Origin of the sequence: Halomonas sp. M1 (assembly GCF_029581375.1) — a bacterium.
Taxonomy (GTDB): domain Bacteria; phylum Pseudomonadota; class Gammaproteobacteria; order Pseudomonadales; family Halomonadaceae; genus Vreelandella.
In genome coordinates this window covers 2,111,367-2,128,196 of record NZ_CP121119.1, presented here as the reverse complement: position 1 = coordinate 2,128,196, position 16,830 = coordinate 2,111,367, and the positions used below count along the sequence as shown (strand labels likewise).

The following is a 16,830-nucleotide window of genomic DNA, read 5'->3' as shown; positions in this document are numbered from 1 at the left end:
CCGCTCATTGCTGACCTGCCTAGCTTAGCTTTTCTCTTAGCTTAAGCTCAGCTAGCGTCAGGCTGCGCCTCCGGTGCGGCGTTTGCAAAGGCTGGCAGCGCACGACAATTGGCAGCGATGCGCTGGATCGTCGGGTAGGCTGATAAATCGCACTCGAAGCGTTCTGCGTTATACACCTGGGGAATCAGGCAGATATCCGCAAGCGTTGGGGTGTCGCCATGGCAAAAATCGCCGGTATTGGCGCCACCTGCAAGCGCTGCTTCCAGAGCGGTAAATCCCTCGGTAACCCAGTGGCGGTACCAGGTAAGCTTGGCGTTGTCGTCCGCTCCCAGCTCGCCCACCAGGTACTTGAGTACCCGCAGGTTGTTGAGCGGGTGAGTGTCGCAAGCGATTAACTGCGCAAGGCTACGCACCCGCGCGCGCGCTAAGGCGTCAGCCGGCAGCAGCGCGGGAGCTGGGTACACCTCGTCAAGGTACTCGCAGATCGCCAGTGACTGGTTGAGCACTACACCGTCATCTAGCCCCAAGCTTGGCACCATCCCCTGCGGGTTGCGCGCCAATTGCTCGTCACCCCGTTGCTCGCCTTTCACCAGATTGACGGGGGTCTGGTCGTAGGTCAGACCCTTGAGGTTTAAGGCGATGCGCACCCGATACGCAGCCGACGAGCGGAAGTAGCCGTAAAGCGTCGTCATGTCGCTTTCCTTATATTGCCGTGCTTTATTTGGGCTGATACTTCACGACTTGTTGATCAATCGTGCCAAAGATGTTGTGGCCATCGCGGTCGAACATTTCGATACGAACTCGGTCGCCAAAGCGCATAAAGGGCGTTTTCACCTGGCCGTGGAGTATCTGCTCGACCATGCGTACTTCGGCCAAGCAACTATAGCCTACACCACCATCAGCCACTGGCTTTCCAGGGCCGCCGTCGGGGTCTGGGTTAGAAATAGTGCCCGAGCCAATCACAGCACCCGCGCCGAGATATCGAGTCTTAGCCGCATGGGCAACCAGCTGTGGGAAGCTGAAAATCATATCGGGACCCGCTTCCGGCTCGCCAAACTTCTCGCCATTAAGGTGCACGGTCAGCGGAAGGTGCACCTTGCCCTCTTGCCAGGCGTCGCCTAGCTCGTCAGGGGTAACGGCAATGGGCGAGAATGAAGAGGCCGGTTTCGCTTGGAAAAAGCCGAAGCCCTTAGCAAGTTCGCCAGGGATAAGGCCACGTAGGCTCACATCGTTAACCAGCATTACGAGCTTAATGTGCTTGGCGGCTTCCTCTGGGGTCACGGCCATGGGTACGTCATCGGTGATAACGGCGATCTCGCCCTCAAAGTCGATGCCATGCTCTTCACTCACCGCCTCAATATCGTCAGTGGGGGCTAGGAAGTAGTCGCTACCGCCCTGGTACATCAGCGGGTCGGTCCAAAAGGTTTCAGGCATCTCGGCATTACGTGCCTGGCGTACCAGCTTGACATGGTTCAGGTAGGCGGAGCCGTCGGCCCACTGGTAGGCACGCGGTAACGGGGAGTGCAGTGCGCGCTGGTCAAGTTCAAAAGCGCCGTCAGCATCACCGCTGTTCAGCTGTGCATAGCGCGCTTCAAGCGGCGGGCTAACCGCTTCCCAATTTTCAATGGCGGCTTGCAGCGTGGGAGCAATATCGTCAGCGCTCACTGCACGAGTGAGGTCACGGGAGACAATGATGAGCGCCCCATCGCGCCCCTTTTTAAGTGTTGCAAGTTTCATAATGATTCAATCCTTGTCATCAGGGTGGGGCGCGCAGCCCCACTCGTTATAATAGTGTTAGGGCTGGTTTGGATCGAAGTGCGAACGCAGCGTTGACCAGACATCAACATAATCACGTTGGCGGAAGTCCGCATCCAGCGCCGCAGGGGTCGGATGGAAGAAGTAGCGGCTTTCAAACATGAAGGCCAGTGTGTCCCCCAGGAACTGGGGCTTCAGCTCGGCGTTGGAGGCTTTTTCAAATGTCTCAGCATCCGGGCCGTGGGGCGACATAGAGTTATGTAGGCTGGCGCCGCCTGGGGTGAAGCCTTCCGCTTTGGCGTCATATTCACCGTGGATAAGCCCCATAAACTCGCTCATCAGGTTACGGTGGAACCAGGGTGGCCTGAAGGTGTTCTCGGCAACCATCCAGCGCGGTGGAAAAATGACAAAATCAAGATTGGCCATTCCCGACGTATCAGAGGGTGACGTCAAGACGGTAAAGATTGATGGGTCTGGGTGGTCGAAGCTCACCGTATTGATGGTGTTAAAGTTAGCCAGATTATATTTATAGGGCGCGCAGTTGCCGTGCCACGCCACCACGTCTAACGGTGAATGGTTGAGCTTTGTCTCCCAGAAGCGTCCAGAGAACTTAGCCACTAAGCGGTAATCGCCTTCAAGGTCTTCATAGGCTGCCACGGGGCTTTGGAAGTCACGTGGGTTGGCTAAACCGTTAGCTCCGATGGGGCCGAGGCCGGGTAGCTCTAAAGGACTGCCGTAGTTCTCGCAAATATATCCCCGCGCAGCGTCAACCCCCTGTGCCCTGCGCACTTGGAACTTCACGCCACGTGGGATAACGGCAATCTCTCCGTTATCAATCTCGATGTCACCAAATTCGGTGCGTAAACGAATGGCGCCCATTTGCGGCACGAAGAGCAGTTCGCCATCGGCGTTGTAGAAAAACCGCTCGGTCATGTCTTTATTGAATGTATAAACATGCACGCCCACGCCAGCTTGGGTTCCCGCATCCCCGTTGACCGCAATGGTAAACAAGCCATCGATAAAATCAGTCGGTGCATCTGGAATAGCAACGGGATCCCAGCGCATCTGGTTGGGGTCCGCCGCAGGTTTGTCTAACGGAGCCGTATGGATGTTTTTGTTTTCTAGCGGCTGATACGCGCTCTGAACAACGGACGGGCGAATGCGGTAGAGCCAGCTGCGAAAGTTTTGATGACGCGGTGCAGTGAACGCGGAACCGGTTAACTGTTCCGCGTATAGGCCGTAAGCGCAGCGTTGGGGTGAGTTTTGCCCAATCGGCAGGGCGCCCGGCAGCGCTTCGCTTGAAAAGTGATTATGAAAGCCGTTTTGATAGCTTAACTGTTCAGTCATTGTTAGGTCCTGCTTTATTTGAACGTTAGTTTGATAAACGTATATTTTGTTAAAGCTAAATTGTTATAAACCTATGGCGCGGCTATTGATCGCCGTCACAGGCTGCATGGGCCATCGCCTCTTTGAGCACCGCTTGATCGCCGACGTGGTTGGCAAGTAACAGGATCAGGCGGGCATTGATGCGTTCGCTTTCGGCGTCGCTGCGGTCACGATGCAGCGCTGTAAGTGCCGCGTAAAAGGCGTCCGGGTCAGTGAAATTCGGATTCAGTTCAAGCTTTGGCATGGCAACTTTCCTGGAAGGTAGTGTCAGCGGTACCTGCAAGATGAACGCCTAGCGCACGGTCTAGAGCATCTTCAACCTTGTGAGCTGTAACGGCGTGCCAGCGAGCAGCAACGTGTTGGTCAGGGCGGATAAGGTATCCGGCACCTGCCTTCAAGCCGTATCGCTCTGTCACTAGACCTTCAACATCGTCAACGATGATAGTGCGCGGTAAAGCGCTAAGCTCATCTGGTGCTGGACCAACGACCACCAGGCTTAAATCAGTGCGACGGCCTAACAGCTCTCTCAACGGTGCGGCAAGTGTGGCGGCGTGCCTATCATCAACACGGCCGTCGAGTAACAGCACAAAACCATTACCAAATTGATTGAGTAGCCAGGCGTTCTGTTCTCCCAATCGAATGGGCGCGTCCTTGGTTGGACTACCTGGGCGCAACTCGCTTGGGCCACCATCAACATCGGGCGTATTCAGCGGTGAGTTGTCATAGCGACACGGCATGGAAAGGCGGCCACTGTTGACCAGACTACGTGCGAAGGCATGTTTCTCAGCCAGCTCCAGCGTCACATCGCGGAACACTTGGCTGATATGGCTCTTCGGGGTAATAAAATCAGTGGCGCGGGTAGAGTTAAGGATGTTTTCTGCCGCGCCGTGCTGGCGCTCGGTATTGTACGTGGACAAAAGCGTCGTTGGCGCCTGCTGTTTGAGAACGCGAGCCAATTTCCAGGCTAAGTTTTCCACGCCCTGTAGGGCTCCATTCGCGCCCCTGGCACCAAAGGGGGATACTTGATGAGCCGCATCGCCCATAAATATCACGCTGTGATGAATGAAGTTATCCATCTTGCGGCAACGGAAGGTATAGACACTGGCCCACTCAAGCTCAAACTCCACGTCTTGGCCAAGCATTGCCTGTACGCGTGGGCGAATGTTCTCTTCTTTCTTCTCTTCTTCCGGGTCAGCGTCCCAGCCTAGCTGGAAGTCGATACGCCACACATTGTCGGGTTCTTTATGTAGCAGCACCGATTGATTGGGGTGGAAGGGCGGGTCAAACCAGAACCAGCGCTCTGTTGGGAAGTCGGCCTTCATCACCACATCAGCAATCAGGAAGCGGTCCTGAAATACCTGGCCTTTGCACTCAAGGCCCAGCATGTCGCGGATTCGGCTGTTTGCGCCATCCGAGACAAGGAGATAGTCACAGGTCAGTTGATAATCACCCTCCTGAGTCGAGACCTTGATGGCGGTGCTTTCTGGCTGAGCGTCAACATCAATGACCTTATGCTTCCAACGAAGATCAATCTGTTCAGCAAAGTCGTGAGCGCGGTTGACCAGAAACTCTTCAAAGTAATACTGCTGCAAGTTAATAAAGGCCGGGATACGGTGGCCGTCTTCTGGCAGCAGGTTGAAGTCGTAGACTTCGCGGTCTTGGAAAAAGACGCGGCCGTGCTGCCAAGTAACGCCTTTTTCAAGCATCGGCTCGACACAGCCCAGGCGGTCGACAATTTCCAGCGAACGTTTAGCAAAGCACAGTGCCCGTGACCCGACGCTAACGGTGTTGTTATCGTCCAGGACAATCGAATTAATGCCTTGCTGAGCCAAGTCGATAGCGGCAGCGAGGCCGCTGGGCCCAGCACCGACAATCACTACCGGGTAATGGCGAACGCCTGGAGCATCGAGCTCAGGCGGGCGTCGGTAAGGATAGACAGGATTTTTATAGGTTGTTGGCATCTATTACTCCCCTACAGCGTCGGGTGCGTTGCCCCCGACAGCTGGGCATGATCAGTGGGTGTCACTGGTGAGGCACTTACTGATTTTCAACGGCGTCTTGCAGCGAGTGCCACATAGCGGTATCGCGCTCTGCCGTCCAGATGCGGGGATCTGGGTATTCGCCGCCTGCTTCGTCGTAGCAGCGAGTGATGTCGAAAGGCACACAGTGATCGAAAATGACCCAGTGGCCATACTTCGGCTTAAGTAGCGCGTAGGTCTCGGCGTAGCACTCAGAGAGTGATTTGCCCGCTGCCTTACCGGCTTTGACGCTTCCGTACATGTCATTCAAGAAGTCGCGGGTGCCTTGAATAGCTTCCTGGCACTGTTCGGCAGTTTGCAGTGCATCGCCGCGGCCGGGCACCAGCTTTTGAGGCTGCATGGCCTGCAGGCGGTCAAGCGTGGCAGGCCAGTCTTCGTGGTAAGCATCGCCGGTGTAGGGGGTCGCGCCATACTCAACCAGGTCGCCGGCAAACATCACTTTTTCTTTCGGTAACCAGACGATGGTGTCGCCCTTGGTGTGTCCGCAGCCCAAGTGGATGATCTGTACCTCGCGCTCACCCATGAAGACGGTCAGTTTTTCCTGGAAGACAGTGGTTGGCCAGGTTAAACCAGGGACAGAATCGACCCCTTTGAACAGGCGCGGGAAGCGGCCGACTTCTGATTCATAGTCTTGCTGGCCACGCTCTACAATCAGGTCATAGGTGTTCTGGCTTGCGTAGATGTTCTCAGCATCGTACGCCGAAGCACCGAGAACACGCACCGCATGGTAGTGGCTCATGACCACATGCTTAATCGGCAGGTCAGTTACCTCGCGAATACGGCGGATAACGTCCTGGGCCATGATGGGCGTGGCCTGGGTGTCGATGACCATTACGCTGTCATCGCCAATCACAATACCGGTATTGGGATCACCTTCGGCCGTGTAGGCGTAAAGCCCTTCTGCCAGCTTGATGAAACTGATCTGTTTCTCTTCAGTATCGGCATGGGATGCGAATTTCTTGCTCATGGTATCTCCGGTGCTATCAGGGTGATTCAGATCGTTGTACGACAGGAGGATAGTTTCTTATGAAACTAAATGTCCAGTATGCTGTGTGCCGGCTGGGTCTTTTTTTGCAAGGTATTAACAATAAATCTGAAAAAATCAGCTGTTTAATGCAAAATAAGACCTAGGTCTAATGATTAAAATCTGTAAATTGGTTGCATAAGATACCATGTGGGGGCAGTGTTCACGGCTGTGATGAGCTTCATAGAGGCTCACTAGCTTTAACGAGGAGTGATGTCAGTCACGCGTTTGATGCGCCTGCTGCTATATCGAGACATGGAGTTTATGCCGCCACGAGAGGTGCTGACGAGGCACAATATCAGTGTGATAGGCGCGTTGCTGGTGCCCATATTCCCAGCTATCGTGCTGTTTTTTTGCCATCATCCGGCGGCTCTAGGAGAAATACAATGACGATGGATAAAGCAGACGGCGAGGCCTCTTTGGACTCTTCAGCCAGGGCAGAGCTAGACCTTAATCAGTTTCTACCCTATCAGCTGAATCGCCTCGCTGACCGCATCAGCCAGGCGTTAGAGAAGCTTTATGCTGAGTCCTATGAGCTCAACATCGCCCAGTGGCGTGTGCTTGCGTGGCTTAGCCACTGTGATGATTTAACCGCTAAGAAGGTCTGTGCTTACACCAATATGGATAAGGCACGCGTGTCTCGCGCTATTCAGTCGCTGGAAGATCGTGGACTGATAAGCCGGACACCATCACAGCAGGATCAGCGATTACATGACTTACAGCTGACAGACGCCGGGCAAGCGCTACTCAATAAGTTAGTGCCAGAAGCTCAGGCGTGGGAAGCCAATCTGGTGTCAACCCTAAGCGTTGGTGAGTATCGTGACCTGCTTAATACCATGCGCAAGCTTGAACGGCAGTTGGAGAGAATTGGCTAAAGGCCAGAGAGAGGCAAAACGAGACACGTTGGCGAATGCAAAGCGGCATGCTATCAATGGGGCGTCGTTAGTGGCTCAGTAGATAATATTTGTGTAACAAAAAAGCTGAGAGAAAAATCATCCCCTATAGTCATTGATAGCGACTCAAGGGAGTGGTTATTTTTCATATAAGGCATTGTAATTTAATAAATAAATATTGATTAATACTTAAGTATTAGCATCTATTAGTCGATGGGTCGTTGCACGATCCACGTATCTGCAGGCATTGTGACAAATAACGTGATTCATATATTTTTTTTAATAGAATAATAAAGTATCACGTTTAGCGCTTCCGCTTCGTGACGACTAGAGGAAAGAAAAGTGAATAAAACAACAAATTTAATGGTCGGCGCCATTGCCGCCGCAACGCTGAGCACCTCCGCCTTTGCACAAACAACCATCACCGTGAGTACCTGGGCTGGCCCGAATCACGGCATCAACACCATGGTATGGCCAACGTGGAAAGCGTGGATTGAAGAAGCAACGGAAGGTCGCGTAACCGTAGACGTGATACATGATATGGGGCCCCCGGCTTCCCAGATGGAAATGGTGGCCGATGGTATCGCCGATGCGACCTGGGTTTTCCACGGCTATAACACTGGTCGCTTTCAGCTAACCAAGCTTCCGGAATTTCCCACTTTCCAGGACTTCTCATCGGAACATGCCTCCAGTGCCTACTGGCGCACCCACCAGGAGTATCTGGCAGCGGCAGGTGAACACCGTGGCGTTGATGTTGTGGCCGCCGGTGTCCACGGGCCCGGCTGGATCTTTAGCAGTGAGCAATACGAAACCTTAGAAGACCTTAAAGGCAAGCGCATTCGCGTAGGCGGTGGCGTAATGGGAGACCTCTCTAATGCCCTGGAGCTGACCGGCGTTGCCTTGCCGCCTACAGGGGTTTATGAAGCGGGCTCTCAGGGCGTCATCGACGGGGCCATGCTAGTGCCTGAAGGGCTGCGCAGCTTCCGCGTGGCAGAGATTTTCCCCTACACCCTTAAAGTCGATGGCGGTTTCTATCGCGGCAGTTTCACCATTGTCGTCAACCCCATGATCTGGGATGAAATGTCGCCTGAGGATCGTGAGGCCGTTGAATCAGTCTCGGGTGAGCGCTTGTCTCGCTTGTTCGGCTACATGATGGATGTATCGGATGTGCGTGGCGTCGACTTTGCAGAAGAACTCGGCCACACCTTTACCGAACTCGGTAGCGATGACCTCAACACACTGCAAAGTATGAGTGACAGCATGATTGCTGAGTGGGCTGAGTCTGTCTCAGAAAACCGCAACGTCGATGCGATGGCCGCTATCGAATTCTATCGCGAGCAGCTTATTGCTGCAGCGGAAGAAGAGAGCGTAAGTGGCCTAGTACCTGATGACTTAGCACCTTAAGACTTAGCCCCTTAAGACTTGGCACCTGATAACTCAAAGTAAGTACTTACTGGCGCTAGACGGAGAGCGACCATGCAAACCCAAATGGCACGTGCTACGCGCGTTAGCCGGGTTCTGCAGATGATGCTAGAGGGGGTGGCCGGCGCTACCCTCTTTGGCATGATGCTGTTGACCACTGCTGACGTAGGCGGCCGCTACTTTTTTAACTCCCCCATCCTTGGCACCGTTGAATTAACCCAGCTGATGTTGGCAGCGCTGGTATTTCTGTCGCTGCCGGTCGTTTGTTGGCGTCAAGAGCATGTCGCTGTTGATCTGCTTGATGCGGTTTTCCCAGCAAAGCTTGTCTGGATACGTGAAGTGATTGTTAACCTGATCGTGACGGCCGCCCTGTGGGTGATGGCGCAGCGCGTGTGGGCACTGGCAGAGCGCGCTTTCTCATGGGGAGACGTGACCGAGTTTTTGCGCATTCCACGCGGTTATCTGATCGGGTTGATCGCCATCATGCTCGCGCTTTCAGCGCTACTCACTCTCATGCGAGCCGTTTTCTATTTGCTCGAAGGGCTTAAGGTAATCGAAAAAGGCGGCCCATTGAGCAAAGGAGAGTCTCATGACTGAAGCGCTGTACGGTTTCGCAGTGTTGCTGTTTTTAGTGTTCCTGCGTGTGCCCCTGGCGTTTGCGATGGGTATCGTTGGGTTTGGCGGGTTCTATCTGCTGACCGGCAATTGGAATGCTGCTGAGGCAATGGCGGCACGTCGGGTAGTCGACACGGCCATGGACTATGGGCTGTCGGTTATTCCATTGTTCATTCTTATGGGCAACTTTGTTTCCCATGCGGGATTATCCGATGCCTTATTTCGAGCATCTAATGGCTTTCTAGGTCACCGCAAGGGTGGTCAGGCGATGGCGACGATTGTTGCCTGTGGCGGTTTTAGCGCGATATGTGGATCGAGCTTGGCGACGTGCGCGACCATGGGCCGAGTCGCCATGCCGCAAATGCGCAAGTATGGCTATAAGGATTCGCTTGCCGCTGCCTCCATTGCTGCGGGTGGCACCTTGGGTATCTTGATACCACCGAGCGTTATGTTGGTGATTTATGGAATTCTGACCGAAACCAGTATTCGTGAGCTGTTCGCGGCTGGCTTTATTCCCGGCATTCTTGGCATTTTTCTTTATATAGGTGCCATCAAGTGGGTTCTCTGGCGTGACCCCGGTGCAGGTCCTGCAGCAGAGAGAGTGCCATGGGCAGAGCGGATTCAAGCACTAAAAAGCGTAGGCAGTACGCTAGCGCTGTTTGTGCTGGTGATTGGCGGTATTTACCTAGGCGTGTTTACGCCCACAGAAGCAGCCGGTATTGGTGCGATGGGTGCATTTTTGATTGCACTGACGCGGCGTGCGCTGACACCACAAGTGTTGATGAATGTGTTGATGGACACCGTGCGTACTACGGCGATGCTATTTGCAGTGGTGTTAACGGCGCTGATCTTCGCTAACTTTATCAACCGTGCGGGGCTGCCTGGAGACTTGCTGGCGCTGGTTAATGGCCTCAATGTGGCACCTTTTGTGGTCATTCTGGTGATTATCGCTATCTACGTGATACTGGGCTGTGTGTTTGAAAGCATGTCGATGATGCTGCTAACCGTGCCGGTATTTTTCCCTGTCGTTGCGGGGCTAGGTTACGACTTGGTGTGGTTTGGCATACTTGTCGTTATTGTCATCGAGATCAGTTTGATAACGCCCCCTGTTGGTATGAACGTGTTCGTATTGCGGGCTGTATTGCCGGATGTATCAACGGGCACTATCTTTCGTGGCGTCACCCCTTTCTGGGTCGCAGGTACCATCCGCGCACTACTCGTGCTTATCTTCCCAGCGATTGTGCTGTTCCTGCCGCAGTTGCTGTATTAACGCTGCGCGATTAATGCGGTTCTATTAACGTCCGTGCTAAGGAAACGGATGACAGGGTAAGCGCCCTGTCATCCGTTTTTGTCTTGCTTTTTTGTCTAGCTGTATCGGCTGAAACGTTACTGGCGTTTCGCGACCAGCGTTAAAATGTCGTAGCTGGCGACCAGCTCATCATGTTGATTGGTCACGGCCACGTCCCACATCACCACGCCTTGTGGGTGCCCGTCGGGAGAGGCCCGGCCCTGATCAATTTTGCGTTTACAGGTGAGGCGGGCGCGGATGGTATCGCCGACCAGCACAGGTGTAATAAAGCGCAGCGTATCCAGGCCGTAGTTAGCCAGTACAGGTCCTTCGCCTGGGTAGACGAACAGGCCCGCAGCCGCCGACAGCACAAAGTAGCCATGGGCAATACGTTGGCCGAACTGGGTCTCTTTCGCGGCAATGTCGTCGAAGTGCATGTAGAAATGGTCGCCGGAAAGGCAGCCAAAATTGACGATGTCGGCTTCGGTAACGGTGCGGCGGTGGGTTAACAGTGACTCACCCACCTGCAGGTCGTCGAAATGGCGGCGGAACGGGTGGATATCGTTCTCGATCACCTTGGCGCCACGCACATACTCCCCTGTGACTGCCGCCAGCATGGTCGGAGAGCCTTGGATAGCGGTGCGCTGCAGGTAGTGGTGAACTGCACGAATACCGCCGAGTTCCTCGCCACCGCCTGCGCGGCCAGGCCCACCATGCTTGAGCATCGGTAGCGGAGAGCCGTGACCCGTAGACTCCTTTGATGCCTGAGCATCTAGAATGTGCAGGCGGCCGTGCTGGGCGGCTAGCACGGGGATCATTTCGGCAGCAATGGCGGGGGCTTTTGTGGTCAGCGTAGTTACCAGGCTGCCTTTGCCCTTGGCGGCGATGGCCAGCGCTTCGTCGATACCGCTGTAAGGCATTAGCGTCGCAACAGGGCCAAAGGCTTCAATGTCGTGAGCGCCGCCATCGTTCAGTGGGTTGCGGTTGATCAGTAGGTGGGGAGTGATGAAAGCACCGTTTTCCACGCCCTGGCCGACAGGCTTGAAGTTGCCATCTCTGCCAAAAACGCACTCGCTGGTTTCCAGCAGCTGCTCGATAGCTTCGTTTACGTCGCGTAGCTGGTCGCCGGACGAGAGCGCGCCCATGCGTACACCTTCTTCATTGGGGTCGCCGACCACGATTCTGGAAAGTCGCTCTTTAATCATGTCCGCCAATGTATCCAGATGCTCGGCGGGCACTAACACTCGACGAATCGCGGTACATTTCTGGCCTGCCTTGGCGGTCATTTCCTTGACCACTTCTTTGGCAAAGATCTCGAACTCTTCATCTTCCGGGCTTACATCCGGGGCCATGATGGCGCTGTTGAGTGAATCCGCTTCAGCGTTGAAGGGAATGCTCTTTGCCATAATGTTAGGGTGGCCTTTCAGCATTAGGGCGGTATTCGCTGAGCCAGTAAAGGTCACAAAGTCTTGTTCTTCTAGGTGATCTAGTAGGTCGCCCGCCCCGCCAATCACCAGTTGCAGCGCACCTTCCGGCAGTAGGCCAGAGTCGATGATGACGCGCACGGCGGCTTCGGTCAGGTAGCTGGTCGCCGTTGCCGGTTTGAAGATACACGGCATGCCTGCCAGAAAGGCGGGCGCGAACTTCTCTAACATGCCCCAGATGGGGAAGTTGAAGGCATTAATATGCACCGAGACACCGCGGCGGGGCACCAGAATGTGGGTGCCGTTGAAGTGGTTCTCTTTACCTAGCTGGGTCACTGGGCCTTCGTGGGCCACATTGCCGGAGGGCAACTCCTTACGCCCCGTGGAGGCGTAGGTAAACAGGGTGCCGAAACCACCGTCAATGTCGATCCAAGAGTCAGCCTTGGTGCAGCCGGTGTGGTGGGAGATGGCATAGAGCTCACGCTTACGCTCTTGGATATAGGCGGCCAGCGCCTTAAGAATGGCAGCCCGCTGCTGGAAATCCAGCGTCAACATATTTTTTACGCCGGTTTGGCGGGCATACGCTACTGCTTCACGGAAATTGATCGCTTCTTGGTGAGTATGCGCAACGGTCTCGCCGTTGATGGCGCTGATTAGTGTTTTGGACTCGGTTTTGCCAAACCACTGACCGGCAATGTAACTCTGTAAAACTGGCATTGCGTGTTCTCCCGTACAACATAGGCAAAGCCGGCGTGGTCGCCGGCTTGGAAGTAGGTGGACTAGGGCTTACACCTCGTCAAAATCGAGGACCACCTTGTCGCTGATCGGATAGCACTGGCAGGACAGCACGTAGCCGGCATCTATTTCGTAATCTTCCAGAGCGTAATTAGCGTCCATTTCCACCTCGCCTTCGATGACTTTGGACTTGCAGGTGGAGCACACGCCAGCCTTACATGAGAACGGCAGATCGGCACCGTTTTCGTTGCCCGCGTCCAGAATGTTCTGGGTATTGCGGGGCAGGTTATATTCGATGGTGCGGCCGTCGATGATCACTTTGATGTGCGAAGTTTCTGCTTCAAGCTCAGCGGCGCTGGTTGCCTTGCGGCGCTTGGCGCCTGCGGTCGGTAGCCCCGTCGTGAAAAGCTCAAAGTGCACCTTGTCCTTCGGTAGTCCGTGGTTGGTCAAGACATCACGCACAATCTCGGTCATCTCTTGCGGACCACAGATAAACGCAGCGTCGAGTTTGGGTACGTCTACCCAACGATCAAACAGGGCATTGCACTTATCGGCATCGATACGGCCGTTATACAGCTCGATTTCATGTTGTTCGCGGCTGAACACGTAAATGATGTTGAGGCGTTCTAGGTAACGATCCTTGAGATCCTGTAGTCGCTCGCGAAACAGCGTGCCCGTGGTGGAACGGTTGCCATAGATGACGGTAAAACGACTTTTTGGCTCGCTTTCCAGGGTGGTGGAAACAATCGACATGATGGGGGTAACGCCGCTGCCAGCGGTCACCGCCAGATAATGGCCTTCACGGCTGGGATCGAGCGGCACGAAGAACTTGCCTTGGGGCGGCATCACGTCAAGGCGATCACCAGGCTTTAATTGTTGGTTGGCAAAGCTGGAAAAGCTGCCGCCTGGCACCAGCTTGACGGCGACTCTCATCTCATGTTCGTGGACGCCGGTGCAGATTGAATAAGAGCGTCGAACATCTTCGCCGTTGATGTCGTGGCGCAGTGTCAGGTACTGCCCCTGGGTGAAACGAAAGGCGTCCAGCAGGTCGTTGGGAATGTCGAAAGCAATGGAAACGGCATCATGGGTTTCCTTGCGTACATCCTTGACGGTCAGGGCGTGAAATCGGCTCATGGGAAATGGTCTCGTCGTTTTACAGACACTTGAAATAATCGAAAGGCTCCAGGCAATCGCGGCAGCGGTAGAGCGCCTTGCAAGCTGTAGAGCCGAATTCGCTGACGCGTTCGGTCGCGTTGCTGCCACATAAAGGGCAGGGCACGACCGGATCAGACTGGCCTGTCAGGCTACGTTTGCTAGCACTTCCTACCGGCGGTGCGATGCCGTAGGCGCGCAATTTTTCGCGCCCTTCGTCGGTTAGCCAGTCGGTGGTCCAGGCGGGGGATAGGCGGCGCTGAATCAGCGGGTCTGAGTAGCCAGCGGCCACCAGTGCTTCATGGATATGCTGTTCAATAACTTCCGTCGCTGGGCAGCCGGAGTAAGTTGGCGTCACGTTGACCGCCAACCGACCGTCCACCCAGTCGATATCGCGCACAATCCCCAGCTCAACCACGCTGACCACAGGCACTTCCGGGTCTGGCACTTCCTGTAAAACGGCCAGTACAGCGTCGACATCGCCGTTTTCGCCCGCTCGTGGCAGCCCGCTGCGGTCGCTGCCGATCAGGTCTCTGGAGGGCCAGTCATCGATAGGCCCTTCACTGACAGGTCCATTACCGATAGGAGCAGGCGGTGGGTTACCAGACGGTCGCATCAGGATACGTCCTCGGCAGGTATTGCATTTCCGCCAACAAAAAGCCCAAGTGCTCGGTGTGATGCCCAACTTTGCCGCCGGTATACATCCAGGCGTCATAGGAAGGGCGTTCCAGCGTGGCTTCCTCAAGCACCTCTTCCACCGTCGCTTTCCAGCGAGCGGCAATGGTTTCCGGGTCAGGCGCGATACCGGCCTCTATCATGGCCTGGTCAATTTCGTCGGTTTGCAATAGCTCGCCGGTAAACTGCCAGAGATTGTTGAGGGCGCGCTGCATACGGGTGTGGCTCTCTTCGGTGCCATCACCTAGGCGAATAACCCATTCGGAGGAGCGGCGCAGGTGATACGTCGCTTCCTTGAGTGACTTAGCGGCCACTTCAGCAATGCGCGGGTCGCTGGATTCGGCTAGGCCGTCAAGTAGGTGAACATGCCATGCATCGAACAGGAACTGGCGTCCCATGATGTCGGCGAAGTCACCGTTGGGCTGTTCGGCGATCAGCAGGTTGCGAAAGTCGTGTGCGTCGCGGCGAAAAGCCAGGTGATCGGCATCAATTTTATGCTGGCTGCCACCGCCTTCAGCGGCTATCAGCTCAGCCGCATAGCCTAGCCAGTTGCGCGCCTGTCCGAACAGATCAAGACCCACATTCATCAACGCCATTTCTTCTTCCAGCGCTGGGGCCTTGCCACACAGCTGAGCGTGGCGCTGGCCAAGCACTAAGGCGCTGTCGCCAAGGCGTAGCAGGTAATCGGTCAACGGTGTTTGTGTTTTTTGAGCTATGTTTTTTTGAACTGGGTTTTTCAGAGCTAGGTTCTGCATCACTGCCTCCCTCACATGTGGCCGACTTCTTTCGGCAGTTTGTAGAAGGAGGCGTGGCGATAGACCTTGTCATTAGACGGGTCGAACAGCGGCTCTTTCTCGTCGGGAGAAGAGGCGGTGATTTCGCTGGCTGGAACCACCCAGATGCTTACCCCTTCATTACGGCGGGTGTAAAGCTCGCGGGCATTTTCAATTGCCATGCAGCGATCGGCGGCGTGTACGCTACCGACGTGCTTGTGGTTAAGACCATGCTTGCTGCGTATAAAAACTTCGAAGAGGGGCCAGTCAGCCATGAGAGAAGCCTCAGTGGTCAGAGGAGCCTCGACTCGCGAGACTCCCCATTGTTGTAAGGATCACGTGTTTTAAGAGCAGGTTTTAAAATCAGGCCGCTCGTCGTTGACGTTTGGCGGCATAGGCCACGGCGGCTTCACGTACCCAGGCACCGTTATCGATGGCGCTGCGACGTGCCTCGACACGCTCGCGGTTGCAGGGGCCGTTGCCTTTCACTACGTCAAAAAACTCCTGCCAGTCGATTTCACCGAACTCATAGTGACCAGTCTCTTCGTTATATTTGAGATCCGGATCAGGGGCGGTGCAGCCCAGCAGCTCTAGCTGCGGTACGGTTTGGTCGAGGAAGCGCTGACGCAGCTCATCGTTGCTGTGGCGTTTGATCTTCCAGGCCATCGATTGAGCGCTGTTGGGTGAGTTCTCATCGGATGGCCCGAACATCATTAGCGATGGCCACCAGAAACGGTTGATGGAGTCCTGCACCATGGCTCTCTGGTCGTCAGTGCCCTCCTGCATCATGGTCAACAGAATTTGATAACCCTGGCGCTGATGGAAGCTCTCTTCCTTGCACACGCGAATCATGGCGCGCGCGTAGGGACCGTAAGAGGTGCGCTGTAGCGGTACCTGATTGACGATGGCTGCGCCGTCGACTAGCCAGCCGATCGTGCCCATGTCAGCCCAGTTGAGCGTGGGGTAGTTGAAGATGCTGGAGTACTTGGCGCGGCCATCGTGAAGCTTGTCGATCTCTTCGTCGCGGTCGGCACCTAGCGTTTCCATGGCGCTATAAAGGTACAGGCCGTGACCCGCCTCGTCCTGAATCTTGGCCATTAGCTGCAGTTTGCGCTTAAGGGTCGGCGCACGTGTCAGCCAGTTACCTTCCGGCAGCATACCGACGATCTCGGAGTGCGCGTGTTGAGAAATCTGACGGATCAACGTCTTACGGTAGGCATCCGGCATCCAATTCTTGGGTTCTATTTTAATTTCATCATTGATGCGCTCCTGGAACTGGCGTTCTTCAGGGCTCATCTCATCAAGCGTTTTAAGTTTGTTAGAACCGGTTTCAACGAGCTGCGCGTACATAGAGACCTCCGCGGCGTCGGACTATCAGGGAGTGTGGCTTATCTTGTTTAAAGTATAGTGACACGAAATATTTTATCAACAAGTATTTTTGTGTGTCACTTTAAGACTTTGTGATTACGTATAAAGACAATGTTGTTGTTTTATATAGTAAAAATGACCAAGGATAAGTGATTCTTAATATGATATTTTTTCTGACGTTTGCTGACTATTTGGGTGTAAAAAAGCCCCTGTAGGGGAGTTCCTACAGGGGCTGCGTTGGCGCGGCGTTGCTTACCTGAGGCCGCTAAGCGTTAAGGAGC

At 54.7% G+C, this 16,830-nt stretch carries 16 protein-coding genes; 4 read left to right on the top strand and 12 right to left on the bottom strand.

The genetic code is table 11. The annotated features are described in order from the left end of the window. Window positions 1–47 precede the first annotated feature (47 nt). The 6 genes from maiA to P8S54_RS09635 form a co-directional block, all read right to left on the bottom strand. Window positions 48–692 carry a maleylacetoacetate isomerase gene (gene maiA, locus P8S54_RS09660; protein ID WP_281441574.1) on the bottom strand — a complete coding sequence of 215 codons (645 nt, stop codon included), beginning with the start codon at window positions 690–692 and terminating at the stop codon, window positions 48–50. A gap of 25 nt (window positions 693–717) precedes the next feature. Next, window positions 718–1,737, bottom strand: coding sequence for a fumarylacetoacetate hydrolase family protein (locus P8S54_RS09655; protein WP_281441573.1), 1,020 nt, complete (start codon window positions 1,735–1,737; stop codon window positions 718–720). Between the two features lie 57 nt (window positions 1,738–1,794). Beyond that, complete coding sequence (hmgA, locus tag P8S54_RS09650) at window positions 1,795–3,102, bottom strand: homogentisate 1,2-dioxygenase (RefSeq protein WP_281441572.1); 1,308 nt, start codon at window positions 3,100–3,102, stop codon at window positions 1,795–1,797. 82 nt (window positions 3,103–3,184) lie between these two features. Beyond that, on the bottom strand, window positions 3,185–3,385 hold the full coding sequence (locus P8S54_RS09645; RefSeq protein WP_281441571.1) for a DUF2783 domain-containing protein: 201 nt from the start codon (window positions 3,383–3,385) through the stop codon (window positions 3,185–3,187). After that, complete coding sequence (locus P8S54_RS09640) at window positions 3,372–5,102, bottom strand: FAD-dependent oxidoreductase (RefSeq protein WP_281441570.1); 1,731 nt, start codon at window positions 5,100–5,102, stop codon at window positions 3,372–3,374. The genes P8S54_RS09645 and P8S54_RS09640 overlap by 14 nt, the downstream gene beginning before the upstream one ends. Window positions 5,103–5,178: 76 nt before the next feature. Then, window positions 5,179–6,147 carry an MBL fold metallo-hydrolase gene (locus P8S54_RS09635; protein ID WP_281441569.1) on the bottom strand — a complete coding sequence of 323 codons (969 nt, stop codon included), beginning with the start codon at window positions 6,145–6,147 and terminating at the stop codon, window positions 5,179–5,181. Between the two features lie 443 nt (window positions 6,148–6,590). On the opposite strand from P8S54_RS09635, the gene P8S54_RS09630 reads away from it, so the two are divergent. From P8S54_RS09630 to P8S54_RS09615, 4 genes are all read left to right on the top strand, one after another. Next, window positions 6,591–7,079: a MarR family winged helix-turn-helix transcriptional regulator gene (locus tag P8S54_RS09630; RefSeq protein WP_281441568.1), complete on the top strand. Its 489-nt coding sequence runs from the start codon at window positions 6,591–6,593 to the stop codon at window positions 7,077–7,079. Window positions 7,080–7,439: 360 nt separating this feature from the next. Further along, window positions 7,440–8,501 carry a TRAP transporter substrate-binding protein gene (locus P8S54_RS09625; protein ID WP_281441567.1) on the top strand — a complete coding sequence of 354 codons (1,062 nt, stop codon included), beginning with the start codon at window positions 7,440–7,442 and terminating at the stop codon, window positions 8,499–8,501. A 72-nt stretch (window positions 8,502–8,573) separates the two neighbouring features. After that, window positions 8,574–9,116 carry a TRAP transporter small permease gene (locus tag P8S54_RS09620; protein ID WP_281441566.1) on the top strand — a complete coding sequence of 181 codons (543 nt, stop codon included), beginning with the start codon at window positions 8,574–8,576 and terminating at the stop codon, window positions 9,114–9,116. Then, window positions 9,109–10,404: a TRAP transporter large permease gene (locus tag P8S54_RS09615; RefSeq protein WP_281441565.1), complete on the top strand. Its 1,296-nt coding sequence runs from the start codon at window positions 9,109–9,111 to the stop codon at window positions 10,402–10,404. The genes P8S54_RS09620 and P8S54_RS09615 overlap by 8 nt, the downstream gene beginning before the upstream one ends. Window positions 10,405–10,520: 116 nt before the next feature. On the opposite strand, the gene paaZ is transcribed toward P8S54_RS09615, so the two are convergent. The 6 genes from paaZ to paaA all read right to left on the bottom strand — a co-directional run bounded on the left by paaZ (window position 10,521) and on the right by paaA (window position 16,531). Beyond that, on the bottom strand, window positions 10,521–12,563 hold the full coding sequence (gene paaZ / locus P8S54_RS09610) for a phenylacetic acid degradation bifunctional protein PaaZ (protein WP_281441564.1): 2,043 nt from the start codon (window positions 12,561–12,563) through the stop codon (window positions 10,521–10,523). Window positions 12,564–12,632: 69 nt separating this feature from the next. Then, window positions 12,633–13,715, bottom strand: a complete 1,083-nt coding sequence (paaE, locus tag P8S54_RS09605; RefSeq protein ID WP_281441563.1) for a 1,2-phenylacetyl-CoA epoxidase subunit PaaE — start codon at window positions 13,713–13,715, stop codon at window positions 12,633–12,635. A gap of 19 nt (window positions 13,716–13,734) precedes the next feature. Then, window positions 13,735–14,349, bottom strand: coding sequence for a 1,2-phenylacetyl-CoA epoxidase subunit PaaD (gene paaD, locus P8S54_RS09600; RefSeq protein ID WP_281441562.1), 615 nt, complete (start codon window positions 14,347–14,349; stop codon window positions 13,735–13,737). Further along, window positions 14,333–15,163, bottom strand: coding sequence for a 1,2-phenylacetyl-CoA epoxidase subunit PaaC (gene paaC, locus P8S54_RS09595; RefSeq protein WP_281441561.1), 831 nt, complete (start codon window positions 15,161–15,163; stop codon window positions 14,333–14,335). Before paaC ends, paaD begins: the two co-directional genes overlap by 17 nt. 11 nt (window positions 15,164–15,174) lie before the next feature. After that, on the bottom strand, window positions 15,175–15,456 hold the full coding sequence (paaB, locus tag P8S54_RS09590; RefSeq protein ID WP_009101609.1) for a 1,2-phenylacetyl-CoA epoxidase subunit PaaB: 282 nt from the start codon (window positions 15,454–15,456) through the stop codon (window positions 15,175–15,177). Between the two features lie 88 nt (window positions 15,457–15,544). Then, window positions 15,545–16,531, bottom strand: a complete 987-nt coding sequence (paaA, locus tag P8S54_RS09585) for a 1,2-phenylacetyl-CoA epoxidase subunit PaaA (RefSeq protein ID WP_281441560.1) — start codon at window positions 16,529–16,531, stop codon at window positions 15,545–15,547. Window positions 16,532–16,830 lie beyond the last annotated feature (299 nt).